We start from the raw sequence: 25,286 nt of genomic DNA on the forward strand, positions 1-25,286 counted from the left end.
GCCGCCAAGCCGCTTGCAGGCCCGTGGGCTGGGCATCTACCGGGCATGCGCCCGTCATCCCCGGCCGGCGAGCGGTCGTCGCGCCTTCGCCTCGCCGTCCCGCTCGCCTGCCTCGCCGTCCTGACCGCGTGCGGCACCTCCTCGCAGACCGCCCGGCTGGACACCCCCGCGGACACCGGTCCCGGCACCGCCACCCCCCGCAGCGCCCCCTCGGACGTCCCCACCAGCACCGCCGAGGTGGACGTCGAGCGCGACGGCCTCGACCCGGCCGTGGTGACCGGCGTCCGGTACGCGACCCACGACGGCTACGACCGGGTGGTGATCGACCTCAAGGGCGACATCCCCGGCTACAAGGTGAAATGGGTGGACGAATTCCTCCAGGACGGTTCCGGCGAGCCCATGGGCGTCCAGGGCGGCGCGTACCTGCAGCTCACCCTCTTCCCCGCCAACGCGCACGACGACGACGGCTACCCCACCTGGAAGGGCGGGCCCGTCTACCGGGCCGGCCTCAGGAACGTCTCCCACGTCGTCAGGACCGGCGACTTCGAGGGACGCGTGGGCGTCGGCCTGGCGCTCGCCCGCCGGGCCGGCTTCCGGGTGAAGGAGCAGTCCGCGCCGAGCCGGCTGGTGCTCGACGTGGCACACTGAAGCCCGTGGTGAGAAAGATCGAGGGCCCGACCCGCATCCCCGTCCCCGGCGGCAAGATCATCGACGAGCACGTGGGGCGCGTCAACAGCGGCGACGAGCAGGTCTCGATCGCTCACATGACCGCCCCGCCCGGCTGGGCCGAGCCCGCCCAGACCCCGTCGTTCACCGAGTACACCGTGGTCCTGCGCGGCAGCCTGCTCGTCGAGCACGACGGCGGCACGGTCGAGGTCGGCGCGGGCCAGTCGGTGGTGACGTCGCCGGGGGAGAAGGTGCGCTACAGCGTGGGCCCCGACGGCGCCGAGTACGTCGCCGTGTGCCTGCCCGCCTTCACCCCGGAGAGCGCCGGCCGCGACTGACCGCCCGCGACCGACCGGCAGGCCGACCGACCGGCAGGCCGACCGACCGCGCCGGCCGGCCGCGCGGTCGCGCCGCACGGGCGTGCCTCACGGGTGTGCCGGGAGGGTTGTCCACAGGCGGGCGCGACGTGTGCGGCGGCGGAGGAGTGTGCTCATATCATGGCCAGATGAGCCCCACGCTTGACAAGATCCGGCAGGCTCCCAAGGTGTTGTTGCACGATCACCTCGACGGCGGGCTGCGCGCCGAGACGATCGTCGAGCTCGCACGGGAGATCGACTACGGGCGGCTGCCCTCCACCGACCCCGACAATCTGCGCCTCTGGTTCGAGGAGGCCGCCGACTCCGGCTCGCTGGAGCGCTACCTGGAGACCTTCGACCACACGGTCGCGGTCATGCAGACCCGCGAATCCCTGGTCCGGGTGGCCGCCGAGTGCGCCCGCGACCTCGCCGACGACGGCGTGGTCTACGCCGAGGTGCGCTTCGCCCCCGAGCAGCACACCACCATGGGGCTGAGCCTCGACCAGGTGGTGGAGGCGGTGCTCGAAGGGTTCACGCTGGGCTCGCAGGGTCGCGGCATCCGGGTCGGCACGCTGCTGACCGCGATGCGCCACATGGCCCGCTCGATGGAGATCGCCGAGCTGGCCGTCCGCTACCGTGACGTCGGCGTCGTGGGGTTCGACATCGCCGGGGCCGAGGCCGGCTACCCGCCCACCCGGCACCTCGACGCCTTCGAATACCTCCAGCGGGAGAACGCGCACTTCACGATCCACGCCGGCGAGGCGTTCGGGCTGCCGTCGATCTGGCAGGCCATCCAGTGGTGCGGCGCCGACCGGCTGGGCCACGGCGTCCGGATCATCGACGACATCACCGTGGCCGGCGACGGGTCGGCCAAGCTGGGGCGGCTGGCGGCGTACGTGCGCGACAAGCGCATCCCGCTGGAGATGTGCCCCACGTCCAACCTCCAGACCGGGGCCGCCGACTCGATCGCCGAGCACCCCATCGGGCTGCTGCGCAGGCTGCACTTCCGGGTCACCGTCAACACCGACAACCGGCTGATGAGCTCGACAAGTGTGTCCCTTGAGTTCGCCAAGCTGGTCGAGGCGTTCGGCTACGGCTGGGACGACCTGCAGTGGTTCACGGTCAACGCGATGAAGTCGGCCTTCCTGCCGTTCGACGAGCGGCTGGCGTTGATCAACGGCGTGATCAAGCCGGGGTTCGCGCAGATCAAGTGGCAGCCGTGAAACACACCTACCGGTCCAAGACCGGGTTCGTGCTGGGCTGCGCCTGGCTGGTCTTCGTGGCGTTCAACGTGTGGGACCTGACGGCCCACTACAACGGCAAGCCGTCCATGGTGGCGCTGGCCGTGCTCGGGGCGATGACGGCGCTCGTCTACGCGATCGCGGTCCGGCCCGCCACCGTGGTCGGCGAGGAGGGGCTGCTGGCCCGCAACCCGCTGCGCACGACGTTCCTGCCGTGGGCGTCCGTGGGCGAGGTGACGGTCACCCACTCCATCGCGGTCCGTTACGGCGGCGAGGGCGCCGACGAGCAGGTGCTGCGGTTGTGGACGCCCATGAGCAGCGCCAGAGAGCGGTCCAAGGCGCAGCGGCGCGGCGTGCCCAAGCCCCAGCGGGGCGGCGGCCGGTTCCGGGTCGAGGCCACGGTCAGCAAGGCCGAGCAGGCCGCCGCCGAGGCGTTCACCGGCAAGACCCACGCCGACTTCGTGGGCGAGCAGATCCGCGACCGCGCCGAGGCCGCCCACCGCCGCGCGGACCCGGCGGCCGCGGCGGCACCGGTCAAGGTCACCTGGTCCTACGACTCGATCGCCGTCCTCGTGGTCGCGGTCGCCCTGATCATCGCCGCCATCGTCATCGCCTGACCGCCCCCGGCCCGAAGGTAAGGGCCTAGGGGCAGGGTCGGCGAGCCGAAGGGGGCGGCGGGTCAGGGGGTTCGGCGGGTCAGGAAGCGGGTCATGCCGGCCTGGGCCAGGCCCGACTGCTCCACCTGCCGGGCGGCCACGGTCTCGGCCTCGAAGGCGCGCTCGACCTCGGCCAGCGGCGGGCGCAGCAGCCCCAGGTGCACGGCGGTGGCGGTGCCCGGCCGGGTCCAGTGGCGCACCCGCGCGATCGCCGTCTCCACCAGCTCCTCGGCGGGCACGAGCTCGTCCAGCAGCCCGGCCGCCAGCGCGTCGGCGGCGTTCAGCCGGGCCGAGTCCAGCACCAGCCGCAGTGCCCGGCCGCCGGCCAGCCGGAGCAGCAGGTGGCTCGCGGCGTTCGAGATCGACAGGCCGAGGTGGTTCTCGGGGAAGAAGTACTCGGCGGCGGGGGCGCCGATGCGGCTGTCGAAGCAGAGCGTCCACTCGGCGGCGCCGCCGACGGCCAGGCCGTTGACCGCGGCGACCACCGGCACCCGGGTCTCCAGCACGGCCCTGGTCATGTCGTGGAACAGCTCGACCTCCGCCTCCAGCGGCTTGCCCGCCGCCTCGGCGATGTCCTCGCCCGCCGAGAACGCCCGGCCGGCGCCGGTCACCACGATGCCCCTGGCGGTGCGGCCGTGCGCGCGGACGGCCGCGGCCAGGTCCTTGCGCATGCCGGCGGTCAGGGCGTTCAGCTTCTCAGGGCGGGCGAGGGTGATCAGGGCCACCTCGTCGCGTACGGTCACGTCGATCATGCCGGGTCCTCCGTGGGGATGGCGGGGGCGGCGCGCTGGTCGCGGCCGGGGCGGAGCAGGTGGCGCTTCTCGATGCGGGCGGACGGGGTGAGCGTGAACGACTCCACGAACTCCACGTACGCCGGCACCTTGAAGCGGGCCAGGCGTTCCCTGGCGTGGGCGATGACGGCGGCGGCCGTGCCGGCGTCGGCGGCGTGACCGGGGCGGAGCTGGAGGAACGCCTTGGGCAGCTCGCCGAAGAGGTCGTCGGGGATGGGCACCAGGGCCGCGGACAGGACCGCGGGGTGCCCGGCGAGCACGCTCTCGACCTCGGCGCACGAGATGTTCTCACCGCCCCTGCGGACCATGTCCTTCAGCCTCCCGGCGTGCCGGATGCGGCCTCGCGCGTCGCGGACGCCGAGGTCGCCGGTGTGGTACCAGCCGCCGCGGAAGGCGTGCGCGGTGGCCTCGGGGTGGTTCCAGTAGCCGGTCATCATGGGCGTGCCGCGGACCAGGATCTCGCCCGTCTCCTCGTCGAGCCGGACCTCCTTGCCGGGCGGCGGCGTGCCCAGCGCGCCGGTGCCGACGGTGTCGTCGGCGTCCGGGTCGGCCATCAGGTCGCAGCCGCTCTCGGTGGAGCCGTACAGCTCGCGCCAGGGCGCGCCCCAGCGCTCCTCGAACGCGCGGTGCAGGCCGGGCGCGATGCCCGAGCAGAGCACGAGCCGCATCCGGTTGTCGCGGTCGAGGGGGCTCGGCGGCTGCTTGTGCATCAGCAGGGGCATGGTGCCCAGCACGTACGTGAGGGTCGCGCCGTGCTCCCGGACGGCGGGCCAGAAACCCGAGGCGGAGAAGCGGGGGAGCACCACCTGCGGGATGCCGCCGAGCAGGCAGAGCAGGGTGGTCCACTGCGGGTCCATGTACGAGTACGCCTGGGCGATCAGCAGGACGTCGTCGTCGCGCAGGCGGACGAGGTCGGCGACGACGCGGGCGGTCCTGACCCAGTAGTCGTGGGTGAGCAGGCAGGCTTTGGGGAACCCCGTCGTCCCCGACGTGTACTGAAAATTGGCGACATTGTCCGCGTCGAGGGATATGTCGAGAGGTGGGCCATCCGTCAGCTCGTCCACCAAGTGCACCACGCCCGGCACGCGCGCGGCGTGCTCCGCGCCGGTCAGGGTGGCGACGGCGCCGGAGTCGCGCAGGACGTGCTCCAGATCGGCGGCCTGGCACCGCACGTTCACGGGGACGGTGACCGCCCCCGCCTTCAGGACGGCGAACCAGGTCAACGGCCACCACGGCTCGTTGTCCAGCATGACGGCCACCCGGTCGCCGGGGCGTACCCCCTGGCCGGCCAGCGCGCGGGCCAGACGGTCGGAGACGGCGTCGGCCTCGGCGAAGCTCAGCGAGGCCGCCGGGAGGGCGGGTGAGGAAGCGGGGAAACGGAGGAACTCGCGCTCGCCGTACGTGCTAGCGGCGTGCCTCAGCAGGTCGGGGATCGTGGTGTGCATCCGGCGGCTCCCACGGGAAGACGGGCAGCAGGCGTCGATCGAGGGGCGCCACGACCGGGCCGGCGGCGCGTACGGCGGCCAGGCCGATCGTGACGAACTCCGCGCACACCTGCTCCAGCGTCGAGTCCCCGTCGGGGCGGTACCACTCGCTGGTGCCGGTGCACATGGACATGAGGGCGAGGCGGGTCAGCTTCTGGTCGGCGACGTGGAAGACGCCTTCGGCGACGCCGTCGGCCAGGGCGCTCTTCCAGTGGCTCTCGTAGGCGTCGCGCAGGGCGATGACCTCGGTGTGCGCGGGCGAGCCGGGGGTCAGGGAGCGGAGCTCGCCGTCCATGACGCGGCTGGTCAGGGGGGTGAGCGCGTGCAGGGCGGTGAGCGAGGTGATCAGCAGGGCGAGGCGGTCGGCGGGACGGGTGGCCCCGTCCAGGACGCGGGCGGTCGAGTCGATCAGTCCTTGCAGGCCGGTCCGCATGAGGTCGGCCAGCAGGGCTTCCTTGCTGTGGACGTGGTGGTAGACGCCGGCGTTGGTCAGGTTCACCGCCCTGGCCAGGTCTCTGATGCCGGTGGCGGCGTAGCCCTGCTGGGCGAAGAGCCGCACCGCGGCCGTCCGGATCCGGAGCAGCGGGTCCACGTCCATGGCGACCTAACGAACGTTCGGTTGCTTCTTATGCTGGAAAATACCCCATGTCCCTAGAAATCGCCATAGGTTGACTCTGGCACCGTGTGAGCCCCTACTTCTGGACCCGACATGTTCAGCATCGGAGATTTCGCTCGGCTGGGGCTCGTGTCCGTACGCATGCTCCGCCACTACGACGCCATCGGCCTGCTGCGCCCCGCGCACGTGGACCCGCTCACCGGTTACCGGTCCTACCAGGCCGCGCAACTGGCCAGACTCAACCGGATCGTCGCCATCAAGGACCTCGGCTTCACGCTGGAACAGGTCCGGACGATCCTGGACGAGAAGGTCAGCACCGAGGAGCTGCACGGCATGGTACGGCTGCGCCGCGCCCAGCTGGAGGCGCAGATCAACGCCGACCTGGCCAGGCTGCGCGGCGTCGAGGCGAGACTCCGCAGCATCGAGACGGAGGGGCACATGAGAACCGCGGAAGTCGTGCTGAAGAAGATCGACCCGGTCCGGGTCGCGCAGCTCAGCGCCAGGGCGGCCAGCTACGAGGGCGAGGACGTCGGCCCGGTGATCGGGCCGCTGTTCGAGGAGATCTGCGCCCGCGTGGAGCGGGCGGACGTCCGGGTGGCCGGCCCCGGCCTGGCCTACTACCGCCAGGAGGACGACGGCTCGGTCATGGTCCACGCCTGCCTGCCGGTCAACGTGGACCCCGATCCCCGCCACGACTTCGAGATCAGGGACCTGCCCGCGATCGGCACGGCGGCCACGATCATCCACCACGGCCCGATGGAGGCCGTCGGACCGACCTTCCAGGCCTTGGCCCACTGGATCGAGGAGAACGGCTACCGCTCGCTCGCCCTGGCGAGAGAGGTGTCGCTGCACTGCCCGCAGGACCGCGCGGAATGGGTGCACGAGCTGCAGATCGAGGTGGCCCCGGCCTAGTGGAGGCGAGCGAGCTGGAACACCACCGGGTCGAGCTGACCGGCTACTGCTACCGGATGCTCGGCTCGGGCTTCGAGGCCGAGGACGCGGTGCAGGAGGCGTTCGTCAGGGCGTGGCGCACGTACGAGCCCGGGCGGGGGCCGTTGCGCCCGTGGTTGTTCCGGCTCGCCACGTCCGTCTGCCTGGACATGCTGCGCGGGCCGCAGCGGCGGGCGCGGGCGATGGACCTCGGGCCGGCGGCGCGTCCCGGTGACCCGCTCGGCGATCCGCTGCCGGGGGACGCCTGGGTGTGGCCGGTGCCCGACGGGCGCGTGTTGCCGGCCGACCCGGCGGAGCTGGCGGTGGCCAGGGAGAGCGTGCGGCTGGCGTTCGTGGCCGCGCTGCAACGGCTGCCGCCGCGCCAGCGGGCCGTGCTCATCCTGCGCGACGTGCTGAAGTGGCGGGCCGCCGAGGTGGCGGACCTGCTGGGGACGAGCGTCGCGTCCGTGAACGGCGCGTTGCAACGGGCCCGCGCCCGGCTCCCCGCGGTCACTCCGGAGGACGCCGCGGTGGACGCCGCGGTGGACGGCAGGCTGCTCGACCGCTACGTCGCCGCCTTCGAGCGGTACGACGTGGCCGCGCTGGTCTCGCTGCTGCACGAGGACGCGACGATGTCGATGCCGCCGTTCGCGTGGTGGCTGCGCGGCCGGGAGGCGGTCAGGGCGGTCCTGTCGGCCGCCGGAGCGCCCTGCGCGAACGACCGCCTGCTGCCGGCTCGGGCGAACGGCGCGCCCGCCTTCGCCCAGTACCGGGACGGGGAGGCGTTCGCCCTGGTAGTCCTGGAGATCGGCGGCGGAGTCGTCACCGGCGTGACCACCTTTCTCGATCCCCGGCTCGTGCCGGCCTTCGGCCTGCCGATGAGTTTCGGACAGCCGCTCCGTACCGACAGGTGAAGGAGGACAGACACATGCCACAGATCGTCGAACTTCCCGAGCGTCCCTACCTCGGGATCAGGAAGACCGTCACGATGACCAGCTTCGGTCTCGTCGGAGACCGGATCGCGGAGATGATCGGCTGGCTCGCCGAGCGCGGGCACACGATGGCCGGAGCCCCGTTCTTCCGGTACCACAGCATCGACCTGCCGCAGGACCGGCTGGTGGTGGAGGCGGGCGTGCCCGTCACCGAGCCTGTGGAGGGCGAGGGCGAGTTCCACGCGGGCACGCTGCCCGCGGGCCGTTTCGTCACCGAGTCCCACCACGGCCACCCCGACCAGCTCTCCGGCGTCATCGAGTCGGTGCTGACGTGGGCCGCCGAGCAGGGCCTGACCTGGGACCTGACCGAGAAGGACGGCATCGAGCACTGGGGCTGCCGGCTGGAGCTCTACCAGACGGACCCGCGGATCGAGCCCGACCTGAACAACTGGGACATCGACCTGCAGTTCCGCCTGGCCTGAGCCGGCCCTCACGCCGCGTTCGCGCGGGGCAGCAGCGAGGTCAGCAGCGCGGCCAGCACGAACAGGGCCGCGCCCGCCAGGCCGATCGCCACGATCCCGCTGAAGAACGCGGCGTGACTGGCCGCCAGCAGCTCGGCGGCCCGCGCCGGGGCGAGCGTTCCGGCCACGGCCGCCGCGCCCGCCAGGGTCTCCCTGGCCGCGTCGGGCACGTGCGCGGGCAGGGCGTGGTGGTAGACGGCCGCGGCGACCGTGCCGAGCAGGGCCAGGCCGAGCGTCCCGCCCAGGAAGTTGCCCGACTCGGCCAGCGAGGCCGCCGACCCGGCCTTCTCGGGCGGCACCGAGCCGACCACGATCCCCGTGCCCAGGGCGAACAGCGGGCCGGTGCCCAGCGCCAGCACGGTGATGGCGGTGATCACCACCGGCAGCCCGGCCTCGGCCTGCGTGAGCAGCGCCGCCCCGGCGGCCGACAGCGTCAGGCCGCCCATGACGGCGGCGCGGGGGGCGACGCGGCGGGTCAGGGCCGGGGTCAGCGTGGTGCCCAGCGCGACGCCGAGCCCCATGGGCGCGAACCACAGCGCCGACTGCGCCGGGGTGTACCCCAGCACCGACTGCAGGTACTGGGTGACCAGGAGCCCGGTGCCCGCCATGGCGATGCCCGCCAGCACGAGCGCGGTCAGGATCAGGGTGAGCGGACGCTGGGCGAACAGGCGCAGGTTGAGCAGGGGAGCGTCGAGCGTGAGCTGCCGCCGTACGAACGCCGCCCCGAACGCGAGACCGGCCGCGATCGCGGCGAGCGGCGCGCCGGGCCCGGCCGACGCCGACGAGGCGGCCAGCTCCTTGACGCCCCAGACCACCGGCAGGATCGCCAGCATCGACAGCGCGACGCTGGCCAGGTCCATGCGCCCGCCGTCCGGGTCGCGGAACTCCGGCAGCAGCAGCACGCCGCCCACCAGCAGCACCGCGATCACGGGGACGGCCATCAGGAACACCGACCCCCACCAGAAGTGCTCCAGCAGCAGCCCGCCGACGACCGGCCCGAGCGCGGCCCCGGCGAACTGGCAGGTGGCCCAGACGGCGATGGCCGTGCCGCGCTGCCGGGCGTCGCGGAACATGTTCGTGATGAGCGCGAGCGTGGAGGGCATGAGCGTGGCGCCGGCGACGCCCAGCACCGTACGGGCGGCGATCAGCATGGCGGGGCTGGCCGCGTACGCCGCCACGAGGGAGGCGACGCCGAAGGCCGCCGCGCCGGTCAGCAGGAGCCGGCGGCGGCCGATGCGGTCGCCGAGCCCGCCCATCGTGATCACCAGCCCGGCGACCATGAACCCGTAGATGTCGATGATCCACAACTGCTGGACGGCGCTCGCCCCCAGCTCCACGCTCAGCCGGGGCAGCGCCAGGAACAGCGCGTTGATGTCGACCGCGACGAGCAGGGTGGGCAGGGCGAGCACCGCCAGCCCGGCCCATTCGCGCCGCCCGGCCCTGGGCTCGGCGGCGGTCTCGGTGAGATGCGGCATGTCGGGAGCCTCCTGGTGTCGTCCGTTTCACCAGGAGGTCGGAGCCCGGCTCGCGCGCTCGACGTGCTTTCCGGAAAAGTTTCGCGGGGCATGTCGAGAGGGACGCGCCGGCTCCGACCCCAGCACGACGGAACTCGCCCGACCACGAGGAGAGACGATGAAGTTTCTGTTGATCATGCAGGTGAACCAGCAGGTCATGGACACCCTGAGCGAGGAGCAGCGCGAACTGATCATGAGCGGCCACGGCGCGTTCATGAAGACGATCCAGGAGTCCGGCGAGATGATCGGCACGCAGGCGCTCGGCGACCCGTCCACCAGCGCCGTCGTCCGCACCCGCAACGGCCTGCCGGCCGTGACCGACGGCCCCTTCCTGGAGGCCAAGGAGTACATGGGCGGCTACTACATCGTCGACTGCGAGAGCCGCGAGCGGGCGATCGAGCTGGCCGGGATGATCCCCGACAGCAAGATCGAGGGCCTGGCGATCGAGGTCCGGCCGATCATGTTCTCGGCGGGCGCCGACATGTGACCGGGCGGTGGGCCCGCGGCGCGGGCCCACCGGTCTACAGGCCCAGGCAGGCGGTCAGGTCGGCCTTGAGGCCGTCGAGGTCGCGGGCGGCCGACGCGCGCGCCTGCGCCACCTCGCCGGTAACCGGCACCACGACCTCCAGGTAGCACTTCAGCTTGGGCTCGGTGCCCGACGGGCGGACCACGACGCGCCCGCCGTCCGACAGGTGGAAGCGCAGGCCCTCGGTCGGGGGCAGGCCGCCGTCGCCGCGGCTCAGGTCGTCCACGGCCTCGACCGTGTGGTCGCCCAGCGTGGCGGGCGGGGCGGCGCGCAGGCGGTCCATCGCGCCGGAGATCAGCGACAGGTCGGCGACCCGGAAGCTGAGCTGGGACGTCGCGTGCAGGCCGTACCGGACGGCCTGGTCGTCGAGCAGGTCGAGCAGCGTGCGGCCGGCGCGCTTGGCGGCGGCGGCGACGGCGGCCACGGTCAGGGCCGCGCCGATGCCGTCCTTGTCGTGGACCGGCAGGCCGGCGTCGGAGCCGACGCAGTAGCCGATGGCCTCCTCATAGCCGAAGACCAGGCCCTCGCCCGCCTTGACGATCCACTTGAACCCGGTCAGCGTCTCGCCGTAGCGCACGCCGTGGGCCTGCGCGATCTTGCTCAGCAGGGTCGAGGAGACGATCGTGGTGGCCACCAGCCGGTCGCCGGTGGTGTGCGTGATCACGTGCTCGGCCAGCAGGCCGCCGACCTCGTCGCCGGTCAGCATGCGGCACGTGCCGTCGGGCAGCGGCACGCCGACCGCGCACCGGTCGGCGTCGGGGTCGTTGGCCAGCACCAGGTCGGAGCCGAGCTTGGCGGCCAGCGCGACCGCCAGGTCCATCGCGCCCGGCTCCTCCGGGTTGGGGAAGGCCACCGTCGGGAAGTCGGGATCGGGGTTGCGCTGCTCCTCCACGGCCATCGGCGTCTCGAAGCCCGCCGCGAGGAAGGCCCCCGTCAGCGTCCCCGAGCCCACCCCGTGCAGCGGCGTGTACGCCACCCGCAGCTCGCGCGCCTGGCCCAGCGGCAGGGCGGTCACCGCGTCGATGTAGTCGTCGACGATGTCCTCGCCCAGCTCGGTGAGGGTGCCCGGACCGTCGAGGGGGAGCTGGTCGACCCGGCCCACCGCGTCGATGGCGGCCGAGATCTCCTGGTCGACCGGCGGCACGATCTGCGAGCCGTCACCCCAGTAGACCTTGTAGCCGTTGTCCCTGGGCGGGTTGTGGCTGGCGGTGACCGTCACGCCCGCGTCGGCCCCGAGATGGCGGACGGCGAAGGCCAGCACCGGCGTGGGCAGCGGGCGCGGCAGCAACGAGACGTGCAGCCCCGCGCCGGTCAGGACGGCGGCGGTGTCCCTGGCGAACACGTCGGACTTGTGCCGGGCGTCGTAGCCGACCACGACGTGCTTGCCGGCGCCGAGCACGCCGGCCAGGCCGGCGGCGGCGCGCATGACGGTGACCCGGTTCATCCGGTTGGGGCCCGCGCCCAGCTCGCCGCGCAGGCCGGCGGTGCCGAACTCCAGCTTGGCCTGGAACCGCTCGCGAAGGGCGGGCAGGTCGTCGTCCTCCAGGAGGTCGGACAGCTCGGCCCGGGTGTCGGGGTCGGGATCCTGGGCCAGCCACTGGCGGGCGCGGCGCAGCAGGTCGGCGTCCACGGGCGGGAGCGGGACGTCCCCGTCGGCCTCCGGCGGGATGCCGGCGGTCACAGGCGGTCCACCACCTTGGCCAGCAGCACGCCCATGCGGGCGGCCGTGGCGCGGCCCACCTCCAGGACCTCCTCGTGGTTGAGCGGCTCGCCGGACAGGCCCGCCCCCGGGTTGGTGACCAGGGAGACGCCGAGCACCTCCAGGTTCGCCTCGCGGGCGGCGATGGCCTCCAGCACGGTGGACATGCCCACCAGGTCGCCGCCGAGCGTGCGCAACATCCGGATCTCCGCCGGCGTCTCGTACGTCGGGCCGCGGAAGGCCACGTAGACGCCGTCGGCCAGGGTCGGGTCGATCTCGCGGACCAGGGCGCGCAGGCGGCGCGAGTAGACCTCGGTGAGGTCGATGAAGGTGGTGCCGGTGATCGGGTTGGCGCCGGTCAGGTTGATGTGGTCGCTGATCAGCACCGGGTCGCCGACGTTCTGGGTCTCCGGCCGCAGGCCGCCCGCCGCGTTGGTCAGCACGACCGTGCGCACCCCCGCCGCGGCCGCCGTGCGCACGCCGTGGACGACCGCGTCGACGCCGAGGCCCTCGTACAGGTGCGTGCGGCCGAGGAAGACCAGCGCGTGCCGCCCGGACGGCGTGCGCACGACGCGGATCTTGCCGCCGTGCCCGGCCACGGCGGGGGCGCGGAAGCCGGGCAGATCGGTGAACGGGATCTCGGCCACGGTCTGCCCGATCGCGTCGGCGGCGGGGACCCACCCCGACCCCATGACGAGGGCCACGTCGAAGGTGTCGAGGCCGGCCGCGCCGGTCAGGGCGGCGGCGGCCTCTGCGGCCAGGGTGTATGCGTCGTTGCTCACATCTCAGTAGTTTAGGAGCAGCCTGTCCAGAACCCGCACCCCGAACTGCAGCGCGTCCACCGGCACCCGCTCGTCCACGCCGTGGAACATCGAGGCGAAGTCCATGTCGCCGGGCAGCCGCAGCGGCACGAACCCGAAGCCGCGCACGCCCAGGTCGGCGAAGAAGGTCTTGTTGTCGGTGCCGCCCGACATGCAGTACGGCACCGCCCGCGCGGTCGGGTCCTCGGCCTTCAACGCCGCGATCATCGACTCGACCAGCGCGCCGTCGAACGTCGTCTCCAGCGCGATGTCGTGGTGCACGAACTCGCGGCGCACGTTCGGCCCGATCAGCGAGTCGACGGTCTTGAAGAACTCCTCCTCGAAGCCGGGCAGGAAACGCCCGTCCACGACGGCCGTGGCCTGGCCGGGGATGACGTTCGACTTGTAGCCGGCGTCGAGCTGGGTCGGGTTGGTGGTGTGGCGCAGCGTCGCGCCGACGAACCGCACCAGCGGGCCGAGCTTGTCCAGCAGCGGGGCCGGGTCGTCCTCGTCGAACGGCAGGCCGAAGGCGTCGGCGACCTCGGTGAGGAACTGGCGCACGGTCGGCGTGTAGGTGAGCGGCCACTCGTGCCCGCCGAGCCGGGCCACGGCCTTGGCGACCTCGGTGACCGCGTTGTCGGAGTTGAGCATCGAGCCGTGCCCGGCGGTGCCGTCGGCGACCAGCTTCATCCAGGCCAGGCCCTTCTGGGCGGTCTCGATCAGGTACAGCCGCAGCGACGGGTCGACCTCCAGCGAGTAGCCGCCGACCTCGCTGATGGACTCGGTCACGCCCTCGAACAGCTCGCGGTTGTTGGCCGTGAGGTACTTGGCGCCGTACACGCCGCCGGCCTCCTCGTCGGCGACCCAGGCGAAGACGATGTCGCGGCGCGGACGGCGTCCCTCGCGCTTCATCTGGCGCAGCACGGCCAGCATCATCGCGTCCATGTCCTTCATGTCCACGGCGCCGCGGCCCCAGATGTAGCCGTCCTTGACCTCGCCGGCGAACGGGTCGACCGACCAGTCGGCGGCGTTGGCGGGCACCACGTCGAGGTGGCCGTGGACGAGCAGCGCGGGCAGCGACGGGTCGGTGCCCTCGACGCGGGTGACCACGTTGCCGCGGCCCGGCTCGCTCTCGACGTACGTCGCCTCGATGCCGACCTCGTCCAGCCTGGCCATGACGACCTCGGCCGCGGCCCGCTCGCCGGGGCCGCTGCCGTCCCCGTAGTTGCTGCTGTCGACGCGGATCAGCTCCACGCACAGGTCGGCGACTTCGTTCTCGGCAGGTGTCATGGCGTCTTCTCCAGGGTGAGCAGTCCGGACTTGTGGAGGTGACCGCGCTTGTACGCGCGGGTGATGAGGGTCAGATCGCTGTCGGTGATCTCGTCGAGCCGGCCGAGCACGTCGGTCATGAAACGATAGAGGTCCGCCTCGTGGGCCACCGCCACCTGCACGATGAGGGAGTGGGTGCCCGAGGTGGCGGCGCAGTAACGCACGTTGGGGTGCTCGGCCAGGCGCCGGCCGGTCTCGCCCAGCCCGTACGGCCGCACCTTCAGCCAGAGCATGGCCTCGACCTCCAGCCCGAGCAGCGCGGGCTCGACCTCGGCGCGCGGCAGCAGTAACCGGCGGTCGATGAGCGAGCCGACCCGCCGGCGCGCGGTCGGCACGGACAGGTCGAGCCGTTCGGCGATCGTGGTGAAGGCGGCCCGGCCGTCGGCCGCCAGCAGCTCGGCGATCTCCTTCTCCAGCGGCGACAGGCCGTCCTCGTCGGGCAGGTCGGGGGGCGGCGGCGCGGGGCGCAGTTCGGCCACCTCCCGCTCGGTGAGGAAGGGCGCGTGCCACTCGGCCACGGTGGTGAACGTGTGCAGCACGACCTGGGTCTGCGTCTGGAGCACGCCGTCGATCTCGCTGATGTCGTGGGCCAGGATGGTGTGCAGATCCTGCCGGGACGGCGGCACCAGCTCGCAGGCCAGGTCGGCGGCCCCCGTCAGCGCGTAGACCGACCGCGTGTCGCGCCGGTCGGTGAGCGATCTGGCCACCTGGGCCGCCGTGCCGGGCCGCACCTGGACGTGCAGGTGCGCGGGGCGGCCGTGGCCGGTGCGCAGGTCGTCGTAGATCGCGGTGACGCGGACGACGCCGTCGGCGATGAGCCGCTGGAGCCGGCGGGCGACCGTGCGTTCGTGCTCGCCGACCGCCCTGCCGATCTCGCCCCACGAGGCCCGCGGGCTCACCTGCAGCGCGGCCACGAGCCGCCGGTCGAGAACGTCCACCTGCAACCGCTTCCGTGTCGGGTTTGTAAATAATTGCCCAGACATTTGACTGTTTCGGTCTTCCGAATGCACAGTAAGCCATCACTCCACGTGTCAGCAAAAGGAGCACATGCCGTGTCGACCTCCCCCGTCGTGCAATCGCCGCTCGGCATACCGAAGAGCAGGGTCCGTCAGCTCATGGCGGCCAGCATCGGCAACGTGGTCGAGTGGTACGACTGGTACGCCTACACCTTCCTGGCCACGGTCTTCTCGGCGCAGATCTTCCCCGACAGCTCCGGCAACAGCCTGGTGCCGCTGCTGAGCTCGTTCGCGGTGTTCGCGGTGGGCTTCTTCATGCGGCCCCTGGGCGGCCTGCTGGTGGGCGCGTTCGCCGACCGGTACGGCCGCAAGTCCGCGATGACCTTCACCATCATCCTGATGGGCGGCGGCTCGCTGCTGCTCGGCCTGACCCCCACCTACGAGGCCGTGGGCCTGCTGTCGCCGGTCATCCTGACGCTGGCCCGGCTGATCCAGGGCCTGTCCGTGGGCGGTGAGTTCGCCGCCGCCACCACGTTCCTCGTCGAGTCGGCCCCGCCGCGCCGCCGCGGCCTGTTCTCCTCCTTCCAGTACGTCAGCACCACCATCGGCCAGCTCATCGCCTCCGGCCTGGCCGCGGTGCTCACCTCGACGCTGGTCAAGGAGGACATGAGCTCCTACGGCTGGCGCATCCCGTTCCTGGTGGGCGCGCTGCTCAGCCTGGTGGGCCTGTGGATCCGCAAGGGCGCCGACGAGACCTCGGCCGTCGCGGAGGAGATCCAGCGGGGCGAGGTCAAGCGGCCGGGCATGTTCGAGTTCCTCAAGCTCCATCCGAAGTCCGCGCTCACCATCGTCGGCATCACGATCGCCGGCACCGTCGCGTACTACACCTGGACCAGCTTCCTGCCCACCTACGCGCAGATCACGGTCTCGTTCGACAAGGCCGAGTCGCTCCAGGTCGGCACGATCTCGCTGGTGTTCTTCATGCTGCTGCAGCCGCTGCTCGGCCTGCTGTCGGACAAGATCGGGCGCAAGCCGATGCTGATCGCGTTCGGGCTCGGCTTCCTGATCCTGCCGGTGCCGCTGCTCGGCCTGCTCACCGACTCCTTCGCCAGCCTGCTCGTCGTGCAGATGATCGGCATGGTGTTCCTGGGCTGCTTCACCTCGGTCTCGGCCGCGGTGAACTCGGAGCTGTTCCCGACCCGGGTGCGGGCGGCGGGGGCCGGGTTCCCGTACTCGCTGACCGTGGCGATCTTCGGCGGCACCGCGCCGCTGATCGGCACCGCGCTGCAGAAGGCCGGCAACCCCGGGATGTTCCCGTGGTACATGTCCGCCCTGGCGCTGATCTCCACGCTCGTGTACGTCTTCGTGCTGCGCGAGACCAAGGACGAGCCGCTCCGCTAGGGCGCCGAGGTGCAGGGGCGCTCCCGAAGCTCCTTGACGTAGTCGTCGGGGGCGCCCGCGCGCTCGGCCGCGTCGGCCAGGTTGCACAGGTAGCGGGCCGAGGGCAGGCCGCCCTCGTAGCCGTCGAGCACGTAGAACCAGGCGACGACCTCGCCGTCGAGGGTCTGCACCCGCAGCCGCACCTTGTGGTAGGCCCCGCGGACCGCGCCCTCCCACTGGTCGAGCGAGGTCTCCTCCCACTCGGGCACGTCGTAGAGCACGACGAAGACGTGCTCGTCGGGGTCCTCCACGATGGTGGCGAGCGAGCTCTCCCACTTGCTGTCGGTACGCCCGAAAGTCAGCCGCCACCCCGTCAGCCAGCCCACCCCCCAGATCGGGGAGTGCGGGGCGCGCATGGCCATCTGCTCGGGGTCCATGTTCATCCCGTAGGAGCCGTAAAGCCGTAGATCATTCGGCTTCCCTGATTGATCCGAAAGCCACGCCACGATCCACCCCTCTCGCCGGGTGCCGCTCGTCATCCAGCTACCGCGCCATACTGCCACGCTGACCCGGCGTGTCGGTCCATCAAGCCGGGCACGGAAGGCCCATGTGTCCCCCATGTCCGCCGGAGCGTGATCCCGTCATGGGCCGGTTGCGGCTTCCGGGGGCACGTGCGGGAGAATGGGACACGTGACGAGGATCGTGATCATTGGTGGCGGGCCGGGCGGCTACGAAGCGGCGCTGGTGGCCGCCCAACTAGGCGCACAGGTCACGATGGTCGAGCAGGACGGGCCGGGCGGGGCCTGCGTGCTCACCGACTGCGTGCCGTCCAAGACGCTGATCGCCACCTCCGTCCGCAAGCAGGCCCTGCTCGACGCGCCCTCGCTCGGCGTGTCGTTCTCGGGCGGCCCCGACGGCGACGCCGGCGTGGTCGGCGTCGACCTGCCGCTGGTCAACAAGCGGGTCAAGGAGCTGGCCCAGGCCCAGTCGGCCGACATCGCGACCCGGGTCGAGGCCGAGGGCGTCGAGATCATCAAGGCGCGGGGGCGGCTGGTCGATCCGCAGGTCGTGCGCGCGGGCGACCGTACGATCAGGGCCGACGTGGTGCTCGTGGCCACCGGCGCGACGCCGCGCGTGCTGCCGGGGGCCGAGCCCGACGGCGAGCGCATCCTCACCTGGCGGCAGCTCTACGACCTGGAGGAGCTGCCCGAGCACCTGATCGTGGTCGGCTCCGGCGTGACCGGCGCGGAGTTCGCCGGCGCCTACCGCTCGCTCGGCGCGGAGGTCACGCTGGTCTCCAGCCGCGACCGGATGATGCCCAACGAGGACGCCGACGGCGCCGAGGTCCTGGAGGAGGTCTACCGGCGGCGCGGCATGAACGTCATGGGCCGCTCGCGCGCCTCCTCCGTCAAGCGCACGGCCGACGGCGTGGTGGTGACCCTGGAGGACGGCCGCACGGCCGAGGGCTCCCACGCGCTGATGACGGTCGGCATGGTCCCCAACACCGGCGGCATCGGCCTGGAGGAGGCCGGCGTGCAGCTCGACCGCAACGGCTTCGTCAAGGTCGACAAGGTCTCGCGCACGTCCGCGCCCGGCGTCTACGCGGCCGGCGACTGCACCGGCGTGCTCATGCTGGCCTCGGTCGCCGCCATGCAGGGCCGCATCGCCGTGTGGCACGCGCTGGGCGAGGCCGTCCAGCCGCTGCGGCTGGCCACGGTGGCCTCCAACATCTTCACCGACCCCGAGATCGCGGCCGTCGGCGTGGCGCAGCGCTCGATCGAGGCGGGCGAGATCGACGCGAACGTGGTCAAGCTGCCGCTGGCCACCAACGCGCGGGCCAAGATGCAGGGCTTCAACGACGGCTTCGTCAAGCTGTTCTGCCGCCCCCACACCGGCATCGTGCTCGGCGGCGTGGTCGTGGCACCGCGCGCCTCGGAGCTGATCCTGGCGGTGTCGCTGGCCGTGCAGCAGCGGCTGACGGTCGACCAGGTCGCCCACTCGTTCGCGGTCTACCCGTCGCTGTCGGGCTCGATCACCGAGGCGGCCCGCCGCCTCATGCAGCCCGAGGCCGCCATCGGCATCTAGCCGTCCCTCCTCAACGCGCGAAGCCGTGCGGGTCGTCCTGACCCGCACGGCTTCTTGCTGTCCGCGCTTGCTTCCGCGCCTATTGGATAGTACTGTTATCCAATATCGGATAACAGTACTATCCAATGAGGTGTTCCGGTGACGGTGATCGTTCTTTTGGTGGCCACGTTGGGCTTCCGGCTGCTGGGCGCGCTCGGCGTACGGCGGTTCGGCACGTGGCAGGTGTCGGTGGCGCACGGGCTGGCCGTCATGGTGGTCATGACGGGAAGCGCGCACTTCGTCCCTGAAGGGGTGACCTTCATGCCGAACCACGGCGACCTGGTGCGCATGGTGCCGCCCTTCGTGCCGTTCCCCGCCGCCGTGGTCTACCTGACCGGCGTGCTGGAGCTGGCCGGGGCGATCGGGCTGGTGCTGCCCGCCACCCGCCGGGCGGCCGGGATCTGCCTGGCCCTGCTGTTCGTCGGCCTGCTCCCGGCGAACGTCTACGCGGCGGTCTCCGACGTGCCGTTCGCGGGCGGGGAGGCCACGCCGCTGTGGGAGCGCGTCCCGGAGCAGGTGCTGTACATCGCCGCGGCGCTCTTCGCCGCCTGGCGGCGGGCCGTGGCCGTCCGGGAGGGCGTGGCGCCCGTGCCCGCCGCCCGCTGACCCGTCGTCCCCTTCGCGGGTGGGCCGGTCAGGGCTTCCAGGCCGGGTCGCGGCCGATCAGGCCGAGCAGCCGGTCGAACGGGGGGGCGTCGTCCGGCACCGCCACCGGCGGTCCGAACGCCCCCCTCTGCCGGCCCATCTCCACCGACTGCTCCGTGAACCCCAGTGCGCGGGCGACGGCCTCGGCGTCCGGCTCGTACGCCTGGTCGGTGGCCCTGGCCAGGTCCCAGCCGTGCACGACCATGTCCACCAGCCACAGGTGGGCCACCATGGTCATCGGCAGGCCGCCCAGCGCGGCGCACGTGCCCTCCCACGCCTGCGGCCGCGACCAGGCGGCCAGCATGCGCTCGGCCCGCTCGGGGAAGTCGCCCGCGTACGGGCCCTGCTCGGTGCGCTCCCCGCCGTGCGCGAGCGACGCGAACATCTCCGCCACCCACTCCAGGTGGTTGACCAGCGCCTTGACGTCGAACTCCGCGCACGGCGTCGGGGACCCGAACTGGTCGGGCCGCACGGCGGCCACCAGGCCGGCGGTCCGGTGGGTGACCCGGGTCATCAGCGGCATCATGTCTTCCATGGCAGACATGATGTCCCGCCTGCCTCGGGCGCGGCTTGTAGAAACGCGACAGCGCGGCTGGGTCAACCCCTACGCGGGGCTGGCCGCCTTCGACTTCGCGCGCCAGGCGCCGTCGCCGGAGCTGGCGGCGTACGTCGCCCACTTCTGGGTCGTCACCTGGACCGACCTCGCCGAGCCGTACGAGCAGCGCATCCTGTCGCACCCGACGGTGAACATGACGATCGCCCAGGACTTCCACCGGATCGCGGGGGTGATCGACGGCGGGTTCTCGTACACGATGCGGGGCACCGGCCGCGCGCTCGGCACCCGCTTCCGCCCCGGCGGCTTCCGGACGTTCCTCGGCGGCCCGGTGTCCGAGCTCACCGGCCGCTTCGCAGAGATCGGCGAGATGTTCCCGGCCACCGGCCCGGCGCTGGTCGAAGGCGTGCTGGCCGAGCCGGACCCGGGCACCGCCATCGCGCTGGTGGAGGCGTTCCTGCGGGCGCTCGGGCCGGCGCCGGACCCGCCGGCCAAGGAGGCCGCGGCCCTGGTGGGGCTGGCCGAGGACGACGTGACCGTGACCAGGGTCGACGAGCTGGCCGCGCGGGCGGGCCGGTCGGTGCGCTCGCTGCAACGGCTCTTCCGGGACTATGTCGGCATCGGCCCCAAATGGGTGATCCGCCGCTTCCGGCTGCACGAGGCCGCCGAACGCGTGCGGCAGGGCCTGGACCTGGCCACGCTCGCCGCCGAGCTGGGCTACACCGACCAGGCCCACCTGACCCGCGATTTCACCGCCGCCGTCGGCATGCCGCCCGCCGCCTACGCCCGGCTCAACGCCCGCGCCTGACGCGTCACCACTCGCGGGTGGCGATCAGCTCCTCGACGTCGGCCTCCGGGAAGCCGTAGGTGGTGGCCACGAACCAGAACTCCTCGGCGATCGCCTCCCGCGCGACGGTCTCGATCTCGCTGCCGGCCTCGTGGAACTCCTCGTCGAGCGCGTTGAACTCCTCCGTGGCGGCATGCGTGAGCGCGTAGAGGGAGGCCAGGTCGCCGGGCCGCTCGGTCTCGACGCGCTCGCACAGTCGCAGCAGGACGGCCCTGCCCTTGTCGACGACGTGGTCGGGGTAGTAGCCGTCGGCGTAGAGGGCCTTGAGGAAGGCGTGGCCGATCACCTGCGGATGCGTGGGGGACAACCCGATCTCCATTTCCGTGCGGACGCGGTCGGACGGCTCGATCCTGCCCGCCGCCACCGACAGAATCCGCCGGACGCGCCCAGGTCAGCGCATCAGCTCGTACGCCGCGTACGCCGTGATCCCGTACGCGAGGTGCGGGACGACGTCGGAGACCCACGCGTCCGCCGGCCACTCGCTCGGATGCGTGACGTCGAGCAACGTCAGCGGCACGTTCGAGCCGGACATGGCCAGAGCGGTGAGCGCCAGCACCCCGACCGGCCACGACCTGCGCCGCCCCGACAGGAACCCGTAGGCGATGGCCGAGGCGATGCCGGTCGCGTACCCCATGAGCGAGCCCAGCGCCTCCGTGCGGTTGGCGGCCCGGTCGCCGTCGCCGAGGTCGGTGTGCGTCAGGCCGGACAACTTCGCCACGGCCTGCCGCGGCGTGCTGCTGGCGGCCCGCGCCCGGACGAGCATGTCCAGGTAGGAGACGGTGTTGAGCGCCGTGGTGCCCGCCGCTCCCGCGATCAGTCCCTTGACGAGTGTGTGCATGCCCTGGCCGCTACCCCGACCGGCCCGCCCGTCACCCGCGCGCCGGACCTGGGGGACCGGCGGGCGGCCGGCGGGCCGTACCGTGGCAGGGTGAGCGCCGATGGAATGCCCGCCGCGCTGTCGCCGTACGTGACGACGCTGGCCGCCTACGACCTCGGGCCCGGTTCGGGCGGGGTTCATCGCGGGCTGCCGTCGTCCACGCTGTCGGTCACGATCCCCGAGGACGGCCCGGTCGACATCGCCTGGCTCGGGCGGCCGGGGCCGGGTAGGCGGTTGCGCGCCGCCGTGGCCGGGCTGCACCTCGACGCGGCCGAGCTGCGGCAGCGGGCGGGCACGCGCGGGGTGTGGCTGACGCTCACTCCGCCGGGCGCCGCCGCCCTGCTCGGGGTCCCCGCCTCGGCGCTGGCCGGGGAGGTGGCCGACCTCGCCGACGTCGTCCCGGCGCTGGCCGACCTGCCGGAGCGGCTGGCGGGCTGCCGGTCCTGGGCCCAGCGCCGCGCCCTGGTCGAACACCGTCTGCTCGCGGGGCTGGCCCGCCACGGCGACCGCACCGCCCGCCGCGCCTCGCGGGCCACGCTCGCGGCCCTGTCCGGGACCGCCCGGGTCGAGGAGGCCGCCCGGCTGCTCGGGTGCTCGCGGCGGCACCTGAGCGGGGCGGTGCGCGGCGAGTTCGGGGTGACGCCGAAGGAGTACCAGCGGCTCGTCCGCTTCGAGGCCGCCCGGCGCCGGCTGGTGGCCGCCGCGCGCTCCGGACGGCCGGCGCTCGCGGAGGTGGCCGCCGCCTCGGGCTTCGCCGACCAGGCGCACCTGACCAGGGAGTGGCGCGCGATGGCCGGTTGCACGCCCACGGAATGGCTGCGCGCCGAAGGCCCGCCCGCCCCGCCTCCTGCAGTTCCACACTGACCCCCGGGCCTGCGGCGCCCGCCGTGGTCCGTGCCCGTTTGTTCAAGACTCCGGCCGCCGCGCGCCGCCACGATGGCCACATGGACCTGCACTTCGTTCCTCGCCTCATCGTGCCCGACCCCGACCGGGCGTCCGCCTTCTACCGGGACGCCCTGGGCAGCGAGGAGGTGTTCCGCGCCGCACCGGGCGACGACGGGCGGCCCACCGTCATCGAGCACCGCCTCGGCGGCGCCGCGTTCCGGGTCTCGCCCGCCGTCGCCGACTGGGGCTGGCTCTCGCCGGACGACCTGGGCGGCTCGCCGGTGCTCCTGGAGATCGTCGTCGCCGACCCGGATGCCATCGGCGAGCGCATGACCGCCCAGGGCGCGCGGACGCTCGTGCCGATCGAGAACCGGCCCTACGGCCTGCGCTCCGGCCGCCTCCGCGACCCGTACGGCCACCTGTGGATCCTCACCGGCGACCTGCGCTGAGGCGCCGGGCGGCGCGGTGGCCCTTTTTTCCCGCAGGTCCGGCCTGTCATGCTGCTCGGCATGGAGGACATGGCTCAGGCGCACGTCCGCATCCGGCCCTACCGCGAAGAGGACCGTCCGGGGGTGCTGGCGCTGGCGCCCCGGCTGGCGGAGGGGGTCGCGGCCTGGCGGGACCCCGGCGCGGCCGTACGGGCGGCGCAGCGGTGGCTCGCCGGGTCCGTCGCCGCGGCGGGGGAACGACGGGGAGCGGTCTTCGTCGCCGTGCGCGGCTCCCGGGTGGTCGGCGTCGTCTCGGTGGACCGGCAGCGGCACTTCACCGGCGACGAGGACGCCTACGTCGGCGAGCTGGCCGTCGCCCCGGACGCCGTCCGCGCTGGCCTGGGCCGCCGGCTCATGGCGGCGGCCGAGGACTGGGCCCGTGACCAGGGGCTGCGCCACCTCACCCTGGAGACGGGCGCCGCCAACACCACAGCCCGCCGGTTCTACGCCGCTCTCGGCTACACGGAGGAGAGCGTGCGGCTGGCCCGGTCGCTGGACCGCGCCGTCCAGACCCGGCTGAGCTGAAGCACGCTGCCGGCGAACAGCAGCACGCCCAGCGGCACGTGCAGGGCCGTCACGTGCGCGATGCCCAGCGCGACCTGGGCGCTGACCAGCACCAGGAACCCGGCCGCGTGCATGATCGGCTTCGGCGAGCCGCCGCCCGGCCGCCACGCCAGGATCGCGGCCACCAGGTGCAGCACCGCCACGACGAACACCGTGTACGCGGCGGCGCTGTGCAGCGGCTGCCCGTTGGGCACCGACAACAGCAGCCCGGCGGTGACCGGCGCGGCGAACAGGGCCAGGGTCTGCAGGATGATCGCGACACGTAGCAACATGGGGTACTCCTCGACCGCCGGGTGACGGCGGTCCGCTTCTGGGGCTTGCCTTCGAAAAGTCCGACGACGTGGCCGCCGGATATGTGAGGTGGCGCGGTGACCTCACATCCGGGAGCGCCGTCTCGTCGGACACACTAGGGCAAATGCGACTAAGGGAGTCGTCCACATCATGACCACCGCACCCGACCCCGGCCTGGACGCGATCATGAGCGAGCGCCGGCAGCTCATCAACCTCGCCTACCGCCTCCTCGGCTCGCTGGCCGACGCCGAGGACGTCGTCCAGGAGACCTACACCCGCTGGTACGCCATGTCCCCCGGGCAGCAGGAGGCCATCGAGTCGCCGGGCGCCTGGCTGACCAGGGTCGCCGGCCGCATCTGCCTGGACGTGCTCGGCTCGGCCCGCGCCCGCCGCGAGCGCTACGTGGGCGAATGGATCCCCGAGCCGCTGCCCGACCGCACGGAATGGGCCGGCGACGACCCCGCCGACCGGGTCACCCTGGACGAGTCGGTCAACATGGCCTTCCTCGTCGTGCTGGAGTCGATGACGCCGGCCGAGCGGGTCGCGTTCGTCCTGCACGACGTCTTCCGCTACCCCTTCGCCGAGGTGGCGGCGATCGTCGGCCGCACCCCGGCCGCCTGCCGCAAGCTGGCCTCCTCCGCCCGGCACCGCGTCGACGCCGCGCGGACCTCGGTGACGCCGGCGGCCCGGCAGGCCGGCATCGTCCGCGAGTTCAAGCAGGCGTGGGAGGCCAAGGACATCGACGCCCTCATCGCCCTGCTCGACCCCGGCGTGGTCGGCGTCGCCGACGGCGGCGGGGTGGTCAACGCCGTGCTGCGGCCGATCGAGGGCGCCGCGCGGGTGGCCCGCTACGCCGTCGAGATCGCCACCAGGGCGCCGGCCATGACGCTGCTGGAGCGCACCGTCAACGGCCGCCCCGGCCTGGTGGCCCAGCGCGACGGGGTCACCGTGATGGTCGTGGCGTTCGACGTGGCGGAGGGCCGGATCAAGCGGCTGTGGGCGGTGCGCAACCCCGACAAGCTGCACCCCTGGACGGCGGCCTGACCCTCACATTCCCGGACGCTGCGTCGTCGGACCGCCGAGACACGATCGCAGCAGAAGGGAAGCCGATGTCCACGACGACCGAGCAGGAGAACCTCCAGTCGCGTCTGCCCGATCCCTCCAGGTTCTTCCCCGAGCTGGGGGAGATCGCGGTGGCCATGACCAAGGCCACCCGCAACGGCGCGATCCCGGGGAGCACCGTCGGCCTGGTGCAGCTGCGCGCCGGGCAGATCGTCGGCAGCACGTACCACACGGTCCGGCAGGCCGACCTGCTGCGCCGGGCGGGGGAGCCGGACGAGCGCCTGGCCGCCGTGGCGTCGTGGCGGGACGCCCCCTACTTCTCCGGCGCCGAACGGGTGGCGCTGGAGCTGGTGGAGGCCGTCCTCACCGCGAACCCGGCCGGGGAACGCGTCCCCGACGAGCTGTACGCCAGGGCGGCCGCCCACTACGACGACAAGGCCCTGTGGACGCTCGTCCTGGCGATCGGCCAGATCTGCTTCTTCATCCCCGTCGCCGTCATAGCCAAGCCGATCCCCGGCAGGCCCCCCGGCAAGAACTACACCGGCTGACGCCG

30 protein-coding genes are annotated in these 25,286 nt (G+C 72.8%); 17 read left to right on the forward strand and 13 right to left on the reverse strand.

Annotation, left to right across the window (positions count from 1 at the left end; all coding sequences use genetic code 11):
• Positions 1–45 precede the first annotated feature (45 nt).
• The 4 genes from ACIBK9_RS45655 to ACIBK9_RS45670 all read left to right on the forward strand — a co-directional run bounded on the left by ACIBK9_RS45655 (position 46) and on the right by ACIBK9_RS45670 (position 2,880).
• The gene (locus ACIBK9_RS45655) at positions 46–648 is read left to right on the forward strand and encodes a hypothetical protein (RefSeq protein ID WP_364338266.1); all 603 of its coding nucleotides are present in this window, start codon (positions 46–48) and stop codon (positions 646–648) included.
• Positions 649–653: 5 nt separating this feature from the next.
• Positions 654–1,004 carry a cupin domain-containing protein gene (locus ACIBK9_RS45660; protein ID WP_352324870.1) on the forward strand — a complete coding sequence of 117 codons (351 nt, stop codon included), beginning with the start codon at positions 654–656 and terminating at the stop codon, positions 1,002–1,004.
• A 167-nt stretch (positions 1,005–1,171) separates the two neighbouring features.
• Entirely contained in the window at positions 1,172–2,245 is a 1,074-nt protein-coding gene (locus ACIBK9_RS45665; protein WP_364338267.1) for an adenosine deaminase, read from the forward strand.
• Complete coding sequence (locus tag ACIBK9_RS45670; RefSeq protein WP_397165262.1) at positions 2,242–2,880, forward strand: PH domain-containing protein; 639 nt, start codon at positions 2,242–2,244, stop codon at positions 2,878–2,880. The genes ACIBK9_RS45665 and ACIBK9_RS45670 overlap by 4 nt, the downstream gene beginning before the upstream one ends.
• Before the next feature lie 62 nt (positions 2,881–2,942).
• Here the strand turns inward: ACIBK9_RS45670 and ACIBK9_RS45675 are convergent, their stop codons facing one another.
• The 3 genes from ACIBK9_RS45675 to ACIBK9_RS45685 are packed head-to-tail and all read right to left on the reverse strand — an operon-like array spanning position 2,943 to position 5,792.
• A complete protein-coding gene (locus ACIBK9_RS45675; protein WP_397165263.1) occupies positions 2,943–3,671 on the reverse strand; it encodes an enoyl-CoA hydratase/isomerase family protein in 729 nt (242 codons plus the stop codon).
• Complete coding sequence (locus ACIBK9_RS45680) at positions 3,668–5,155, reverse strand: AMP-binding protein (RefSeq protein WP_397165264.1); 1,488 nt, start codon at positions 5,153–5,155, stop codon at positions 3,668–3,670. The genes ACIBK9_RS45675 and ACIBK9_RS45680 overlap by 4 nt, the downstream gene beginning before the upstream one ends.
• A complete protein-coding gene (locus tag ACIBK9_RS45685) occupies positions 5,115–5,792 on the reverse strand; it encodes a TetR/AcrR family transcriptional regulator (protein WP_397165265.1) in 678 nt (225 codons plus the stop codon). The genes ACIBK9_RS45680 and ACIBK9_RS45685 overlap by 41 nt, the downstream gene beginning before the upstream one ends.
• A 111-nt stretch (positions 5,793–5,903) precedes the next feature.
• Here ACIBK9_RS45685 and ACIBK9_RS45690 point away from each other — a divergent pair, with 111 nt between their 5' ends.
• Genes ACIBK9_RS45690 through ACIBK9_RS45700 form a run of 3 tightly spaced genes read left to right on the forward strand, consistent with a single transcriptional unit; the run spans position 5,904 to position 8,154 of the window.
• Positions 5,904–6,722 (forward strand): MerR family transcriptional regulator, encoded by an 819-nt coding sequence (locus ACIBK9_RS45690; protein ID WP_397165266.1) that lies wholly within the window; start codon positions 5,904–5,906, stop codon positions 6,720–6,722.
• Positions 6,683–7,654, forward strand: coding sequence for an RNA polymerase subunit sigma-70 (locus ACIBK9_RS45695; RefSeq protein WP_397165268.1), 972 nt, complete (start codon positions 6,683–6,685; stop codon positions 7,652–7,654). Before ACIBK9_RS45690 ends, ACIBK9_RS45695 begins: the two co-directional genes overlap by 40 nt.
• A gap of 14 nt (positions 7,655–7,668) precedes the next feature.
• Positions 7,669–8,154: a GyrI-like domain-containing protein gene (locus ACIBK9_RS45700; protein WP_397165270.1), complete on the forward strand. Its 486-nt coding sequence runs from the start codon at positions 7,669–7,671 to the stop codon at positions 8,152–8,154.
• Between the two features lie 8 nt (positions 8,155–8,162).
• Here the strand turns inward: ACIBK9_RS45700 and ACIBK9_RS45705 are convergent, their stop codons facing one another.
• A complete protein-coding gene (locus tag ACIBK9_RS45705; RefSeq protein WP_397165272.1) occupies positions 8,163–9,668 on the reverse strand; it encodes an MFS transporter in 1,506 nt (501 codons plus the stop codon).
• Between the two features lie 157 nt (positions 9,669–9,825).
• Here ACIBK9_RS45705 and ACIBK9_RS45710 point away from each other — a divergent pair, with 157 nt between their 5' ends.
• A complete protein-coding gene (locus ACIBK9_RS45710) occupies positions 9,826–10,194 on the forward strand; it encodes a YciI family protein (RefSeq protein WP_364338275.1) in 369 nt (122 codons plus the stop codon).
• Between the two features lie 34 nt (positions 10,195–10,228).
• On the opposite strand, the gene ACIBK9_RS45715 is transcribed toward ACIBK9_RS45710, so the two are convergent.
• Genes ACIBK9_RS45715 through ACIBK9_RS45730 form a run of 4 tightly spaced genes read right to left on the reverse strand, consistent with a single transcriptional unit; the run spans position 10,229 to position 14,999 of the window.
• A complete protein-coding gene (locus tag ACIBK9_RS45715; RefSeq protein WP_397165384.1) occupies positions 10,229–11,863 on the reverse strand; it encodes a phospho-sugar mutase in 1,635 nt (544 codons plus the stop codon).
• A 47-nt stretch (positions 11,864–11,910) separates the two neighbouring features.
• Positions 11,911–12,714: a purine-nucleoside phosphorylase gene (locus ACIBK9_RS45720; RefSeq protein ID WP_352361985.1), complete on the reverse strand. Its 804-nt coding sequence runs from the start codon at positions 12,712–12,714 to the stop codon at positions 11,911–11,913.
• A gap of 3 nt (positions 12,715–12,717) precedes the next feature.
• Complete coding sequence (locus tag ACIBK9_RS45725; RefSeq protein WP_358282414.1) at positions 12,718–14,022, reverse strand: M20/M25/M40 family metallo-hydrolase; 1,305 nt, start codon at positions 14,020–14,022, stop codon at positions 12,718–12,720.
• Positions 14,019–14,999: an Lrp/AsnC family transcriptional regulator gene (locus tag ACIBK9_RS45730; RefSeq protein ID WP_352361981.1), complete on the reverse strand. Its 981-nt coding sequence runs from the start codon at positions 14,997–14,999 to the stop codon at positions 14,019–14,021. The genes ACIBK9_RS45725 and ACIBK9_RS45730 overlap by 4 nt, the downstream gene beginning before the upstream one ends.
• A 114-nt stretch (positions 15,000–15,113) precedes the next feature.
• On the opposite strand from ACIBK9_RS45730, the gene ACIBK9_RS45735 reads away from it, so the two are divergent.
• Positions 15,114–16,418 carry an MFS transporter gene (locus tag ACIBK9_RS45735; protein ID WP_397165275.1) on the forward strand — a complete coding sequence of 435 codons (1,305 nt, stop codon included), beginning with the start codon at positions 15,114–15,116 and terminating at the stop codon, positions 16,416–16,418.
• Here the strand turns inward: ACIBK9_RS45735 and ACIBK9_RS45740 are convergent.
• The gene (locus ACIBK9_RS45740; protein ID WP_352325470.1) at positions 16,415–16,834 is read right to left on the reverse strand and encodes a gamma-glutamylcyclotransferase; all 420 of its coding nucleotides are present in this window, start codon (positions 16,832–16,834) and stop codon (positions 16,415–16,417) included. The two genes, ACIBK9_RS45735 and ACIBK9_RS45740, sit on opposite strands and share 4 nt — an antisense overlap.
• A gap of 253 nt (positions 16,835–17,087) precedes the next feature.
• Between ACIBK9_RS45740 and ACIBK9_RS45745 the strand changes: the two genes are divergently transcribed.
• Complete coding sequence (locus ACIBK9_RS45745; RefSeq protein ID WP_352325471.1) at positions 17,088–18,482, forward strand: NAD(P)H-quinone dehydrogenase; 1,395 nt, start codon at positions 17,088–17,090, stop codon at positions 18,480–18,482.
• A 138-nt stretch (positions 18,483–18,620) separates the two neighbouring features.
• Positions 18,621–19,127 (forward strand): hypothetical protein, encoded by a 507-nt coding sequence (locus ACIBK9_RS45750; RefSeq protein WP_397165277.1) that lies wholly within the window; start codon positions 18,621–18,623, stop codon positions 19,125–19,127.
• A 28-nt stretch (positions 19,128–19,155) separates the two neighbouring features.
• Here the strand turns inward: ACIBK9_RS45750 and ACIBK9_RS45755 are convergent, their stop codons facing one another.
• Complete coding sequence (locus tag ACIBK9_RS45755) at positions 19,156–19,701, reverse strand: TIGR03086 family metal-binding protein (RefSeq protein ID WP_397165279.1); 546 nt, start codon at positions 19,699–19,701, stop codon at positions 19,156–19,158.
• Here ACIBK9_RS45755 and ACIBK9_RS45760 point away from each other — a divergent pair.
• Positions 19,700–20,527: a DUF6597 domain-containing transcriptional factor gene (locus ACIBK9_RS45760; RefSeq protein WP_397165281.1), complete on the forward strand. Its 828-nt coding sequence runs from the start codon at positions 19,700–19,702 to the stop codon at positions 20,525–20,527. The genes ACIBK9_RS45755 and ACIBK9_RS45760 overlap by 2 nt on opposite strands.
• A gap of 4 nt (positions 20,528–20,531) precedes the next feature.
• Here ACIBK9_RS45760 and ACIBK9_RS45765 read toward each other — a convergent pair whose 3' ends face one another.
• Positions 20,532–20,930, reverse strand: coding sequence for a DUF5713 family protein (locus tag ACIBK9_RS45765; RefSeq protein WP_397165282.1), 399 nt, complete (start codon positions 20,928–20,930; stop codon positions 20,532–20,534).
• Positions 20,931–20,957: 27 nt separating this feature from the next.
• Positions 20,958–21,404, reverse strand: coding sequence for a hypothetical protein (locus ACIBK9_RS45770; RefSeq protein ID WP_397165283.1), 447 nt, complete (start codon positions 21,402–21,404; stop codon positions 20,958–20,960).
• Between the two features lie 90 nt (positions 21,405–21,494).
• Between ACIBK9_RS45770 and ACIBK9_RS45775 the strand changes: the two genes are divergently transcribed.
• The 3 genes from ACIBK9_RS45775 (at position 21,495) to ACIBK9_RS45785 (ending at position 23,341) form a co-directional block, all read left to right on the forward strand.
• A complete protein-coding gene (locus ACIBK9_RS45775; RefSeq protein ID WP_397165284.1) occupies positions 21,495–22,307 on the forward strand; it encodes a helix-turn-helix domain-containing protein in 813 nt (270 codons plus the stop codon).
• Positions 22,308–22,387: 80 nt separating this feature from the next.
• Positions 22,388–22,777, forward strand: a complete 390-nt coding sequence (locus ACIBK9_RS45780; protein WP_397165286.1) for a VOC family protein — start codon at positions 22,388–22,390, stop codon at positions 22,775–22,777.
• Positions 22,778–22,837: 60 nt separating this feature from the next.
• On the forward strand, positions 22,838–23,341 hold the full coding sequence (locus ACIBK9_RS45785) for a GNAT family N-acetyltransferase (protein ID WP_397165287.1): 504 nt from the start codon (positions 22,838–22,840) through the stop codon (positions 23,339–23,341).
• Here the strand turns inward: ACIBK9_RS45785 and ACIBK9_RS45790 are convergent.
• Positions 23,275–23,652, reverse strand: a complete 378-nt coding sequence (locus ACIBK9_RS45790; RefSeq protein ID WP_397165288.1) for a hypothetical protein — start codon at positions 23,650–23,652, stop codon at positions 23,275–23,277. The two genes, ACIBK9_RS45785 and ACIBK9_RS45790, sit on opposite strands and share 67 nt — an antisense overlap.
• Positions 23,653–23,821: 169 nt before the next feature.
• Here ACIBK9_RS45790 and sigJ point away from each other — a divergent pair, with 169 nt between their 5' ends.
• Entirely contained in the window at positions 23,822–24,715 is an 894-nt protein-coding gene (sigJ, locus tag ACIBK9_RS45795) for an RNA polymerase sigma factor SigJ (RefSeq protein WP_397165290.1), read from the forward strand.
• Positions 24,716–24,780: 65 nt separating this feature from the next.
• Positions 24,781–25,281 carry a carboxymuconolactone decarboxylase family protein gene (locus ACIBK9_RS45800; RefSeq protein WP_397165292.1) on the forward strand — a complete coding sequence of 167 codons (501 nt, stop codon included), beginning with the start codon at positions 24,781–24,783 and terminating at the stop codon, positions 25,279–25,281.
• Positions 25,282–25,286: the final 5 nt, after the last annotated feature.

Origin of the sequence: Nonomuraea sp. NPDC050227 (genome assembly GCF_044459705.1) — a bacterium.
Taxonomy (GTDB): Bacteria; Actinomycetota; Actinomycetes; order Streptosporangiales; family Streptosporangiaceae; genus Nonomuraea.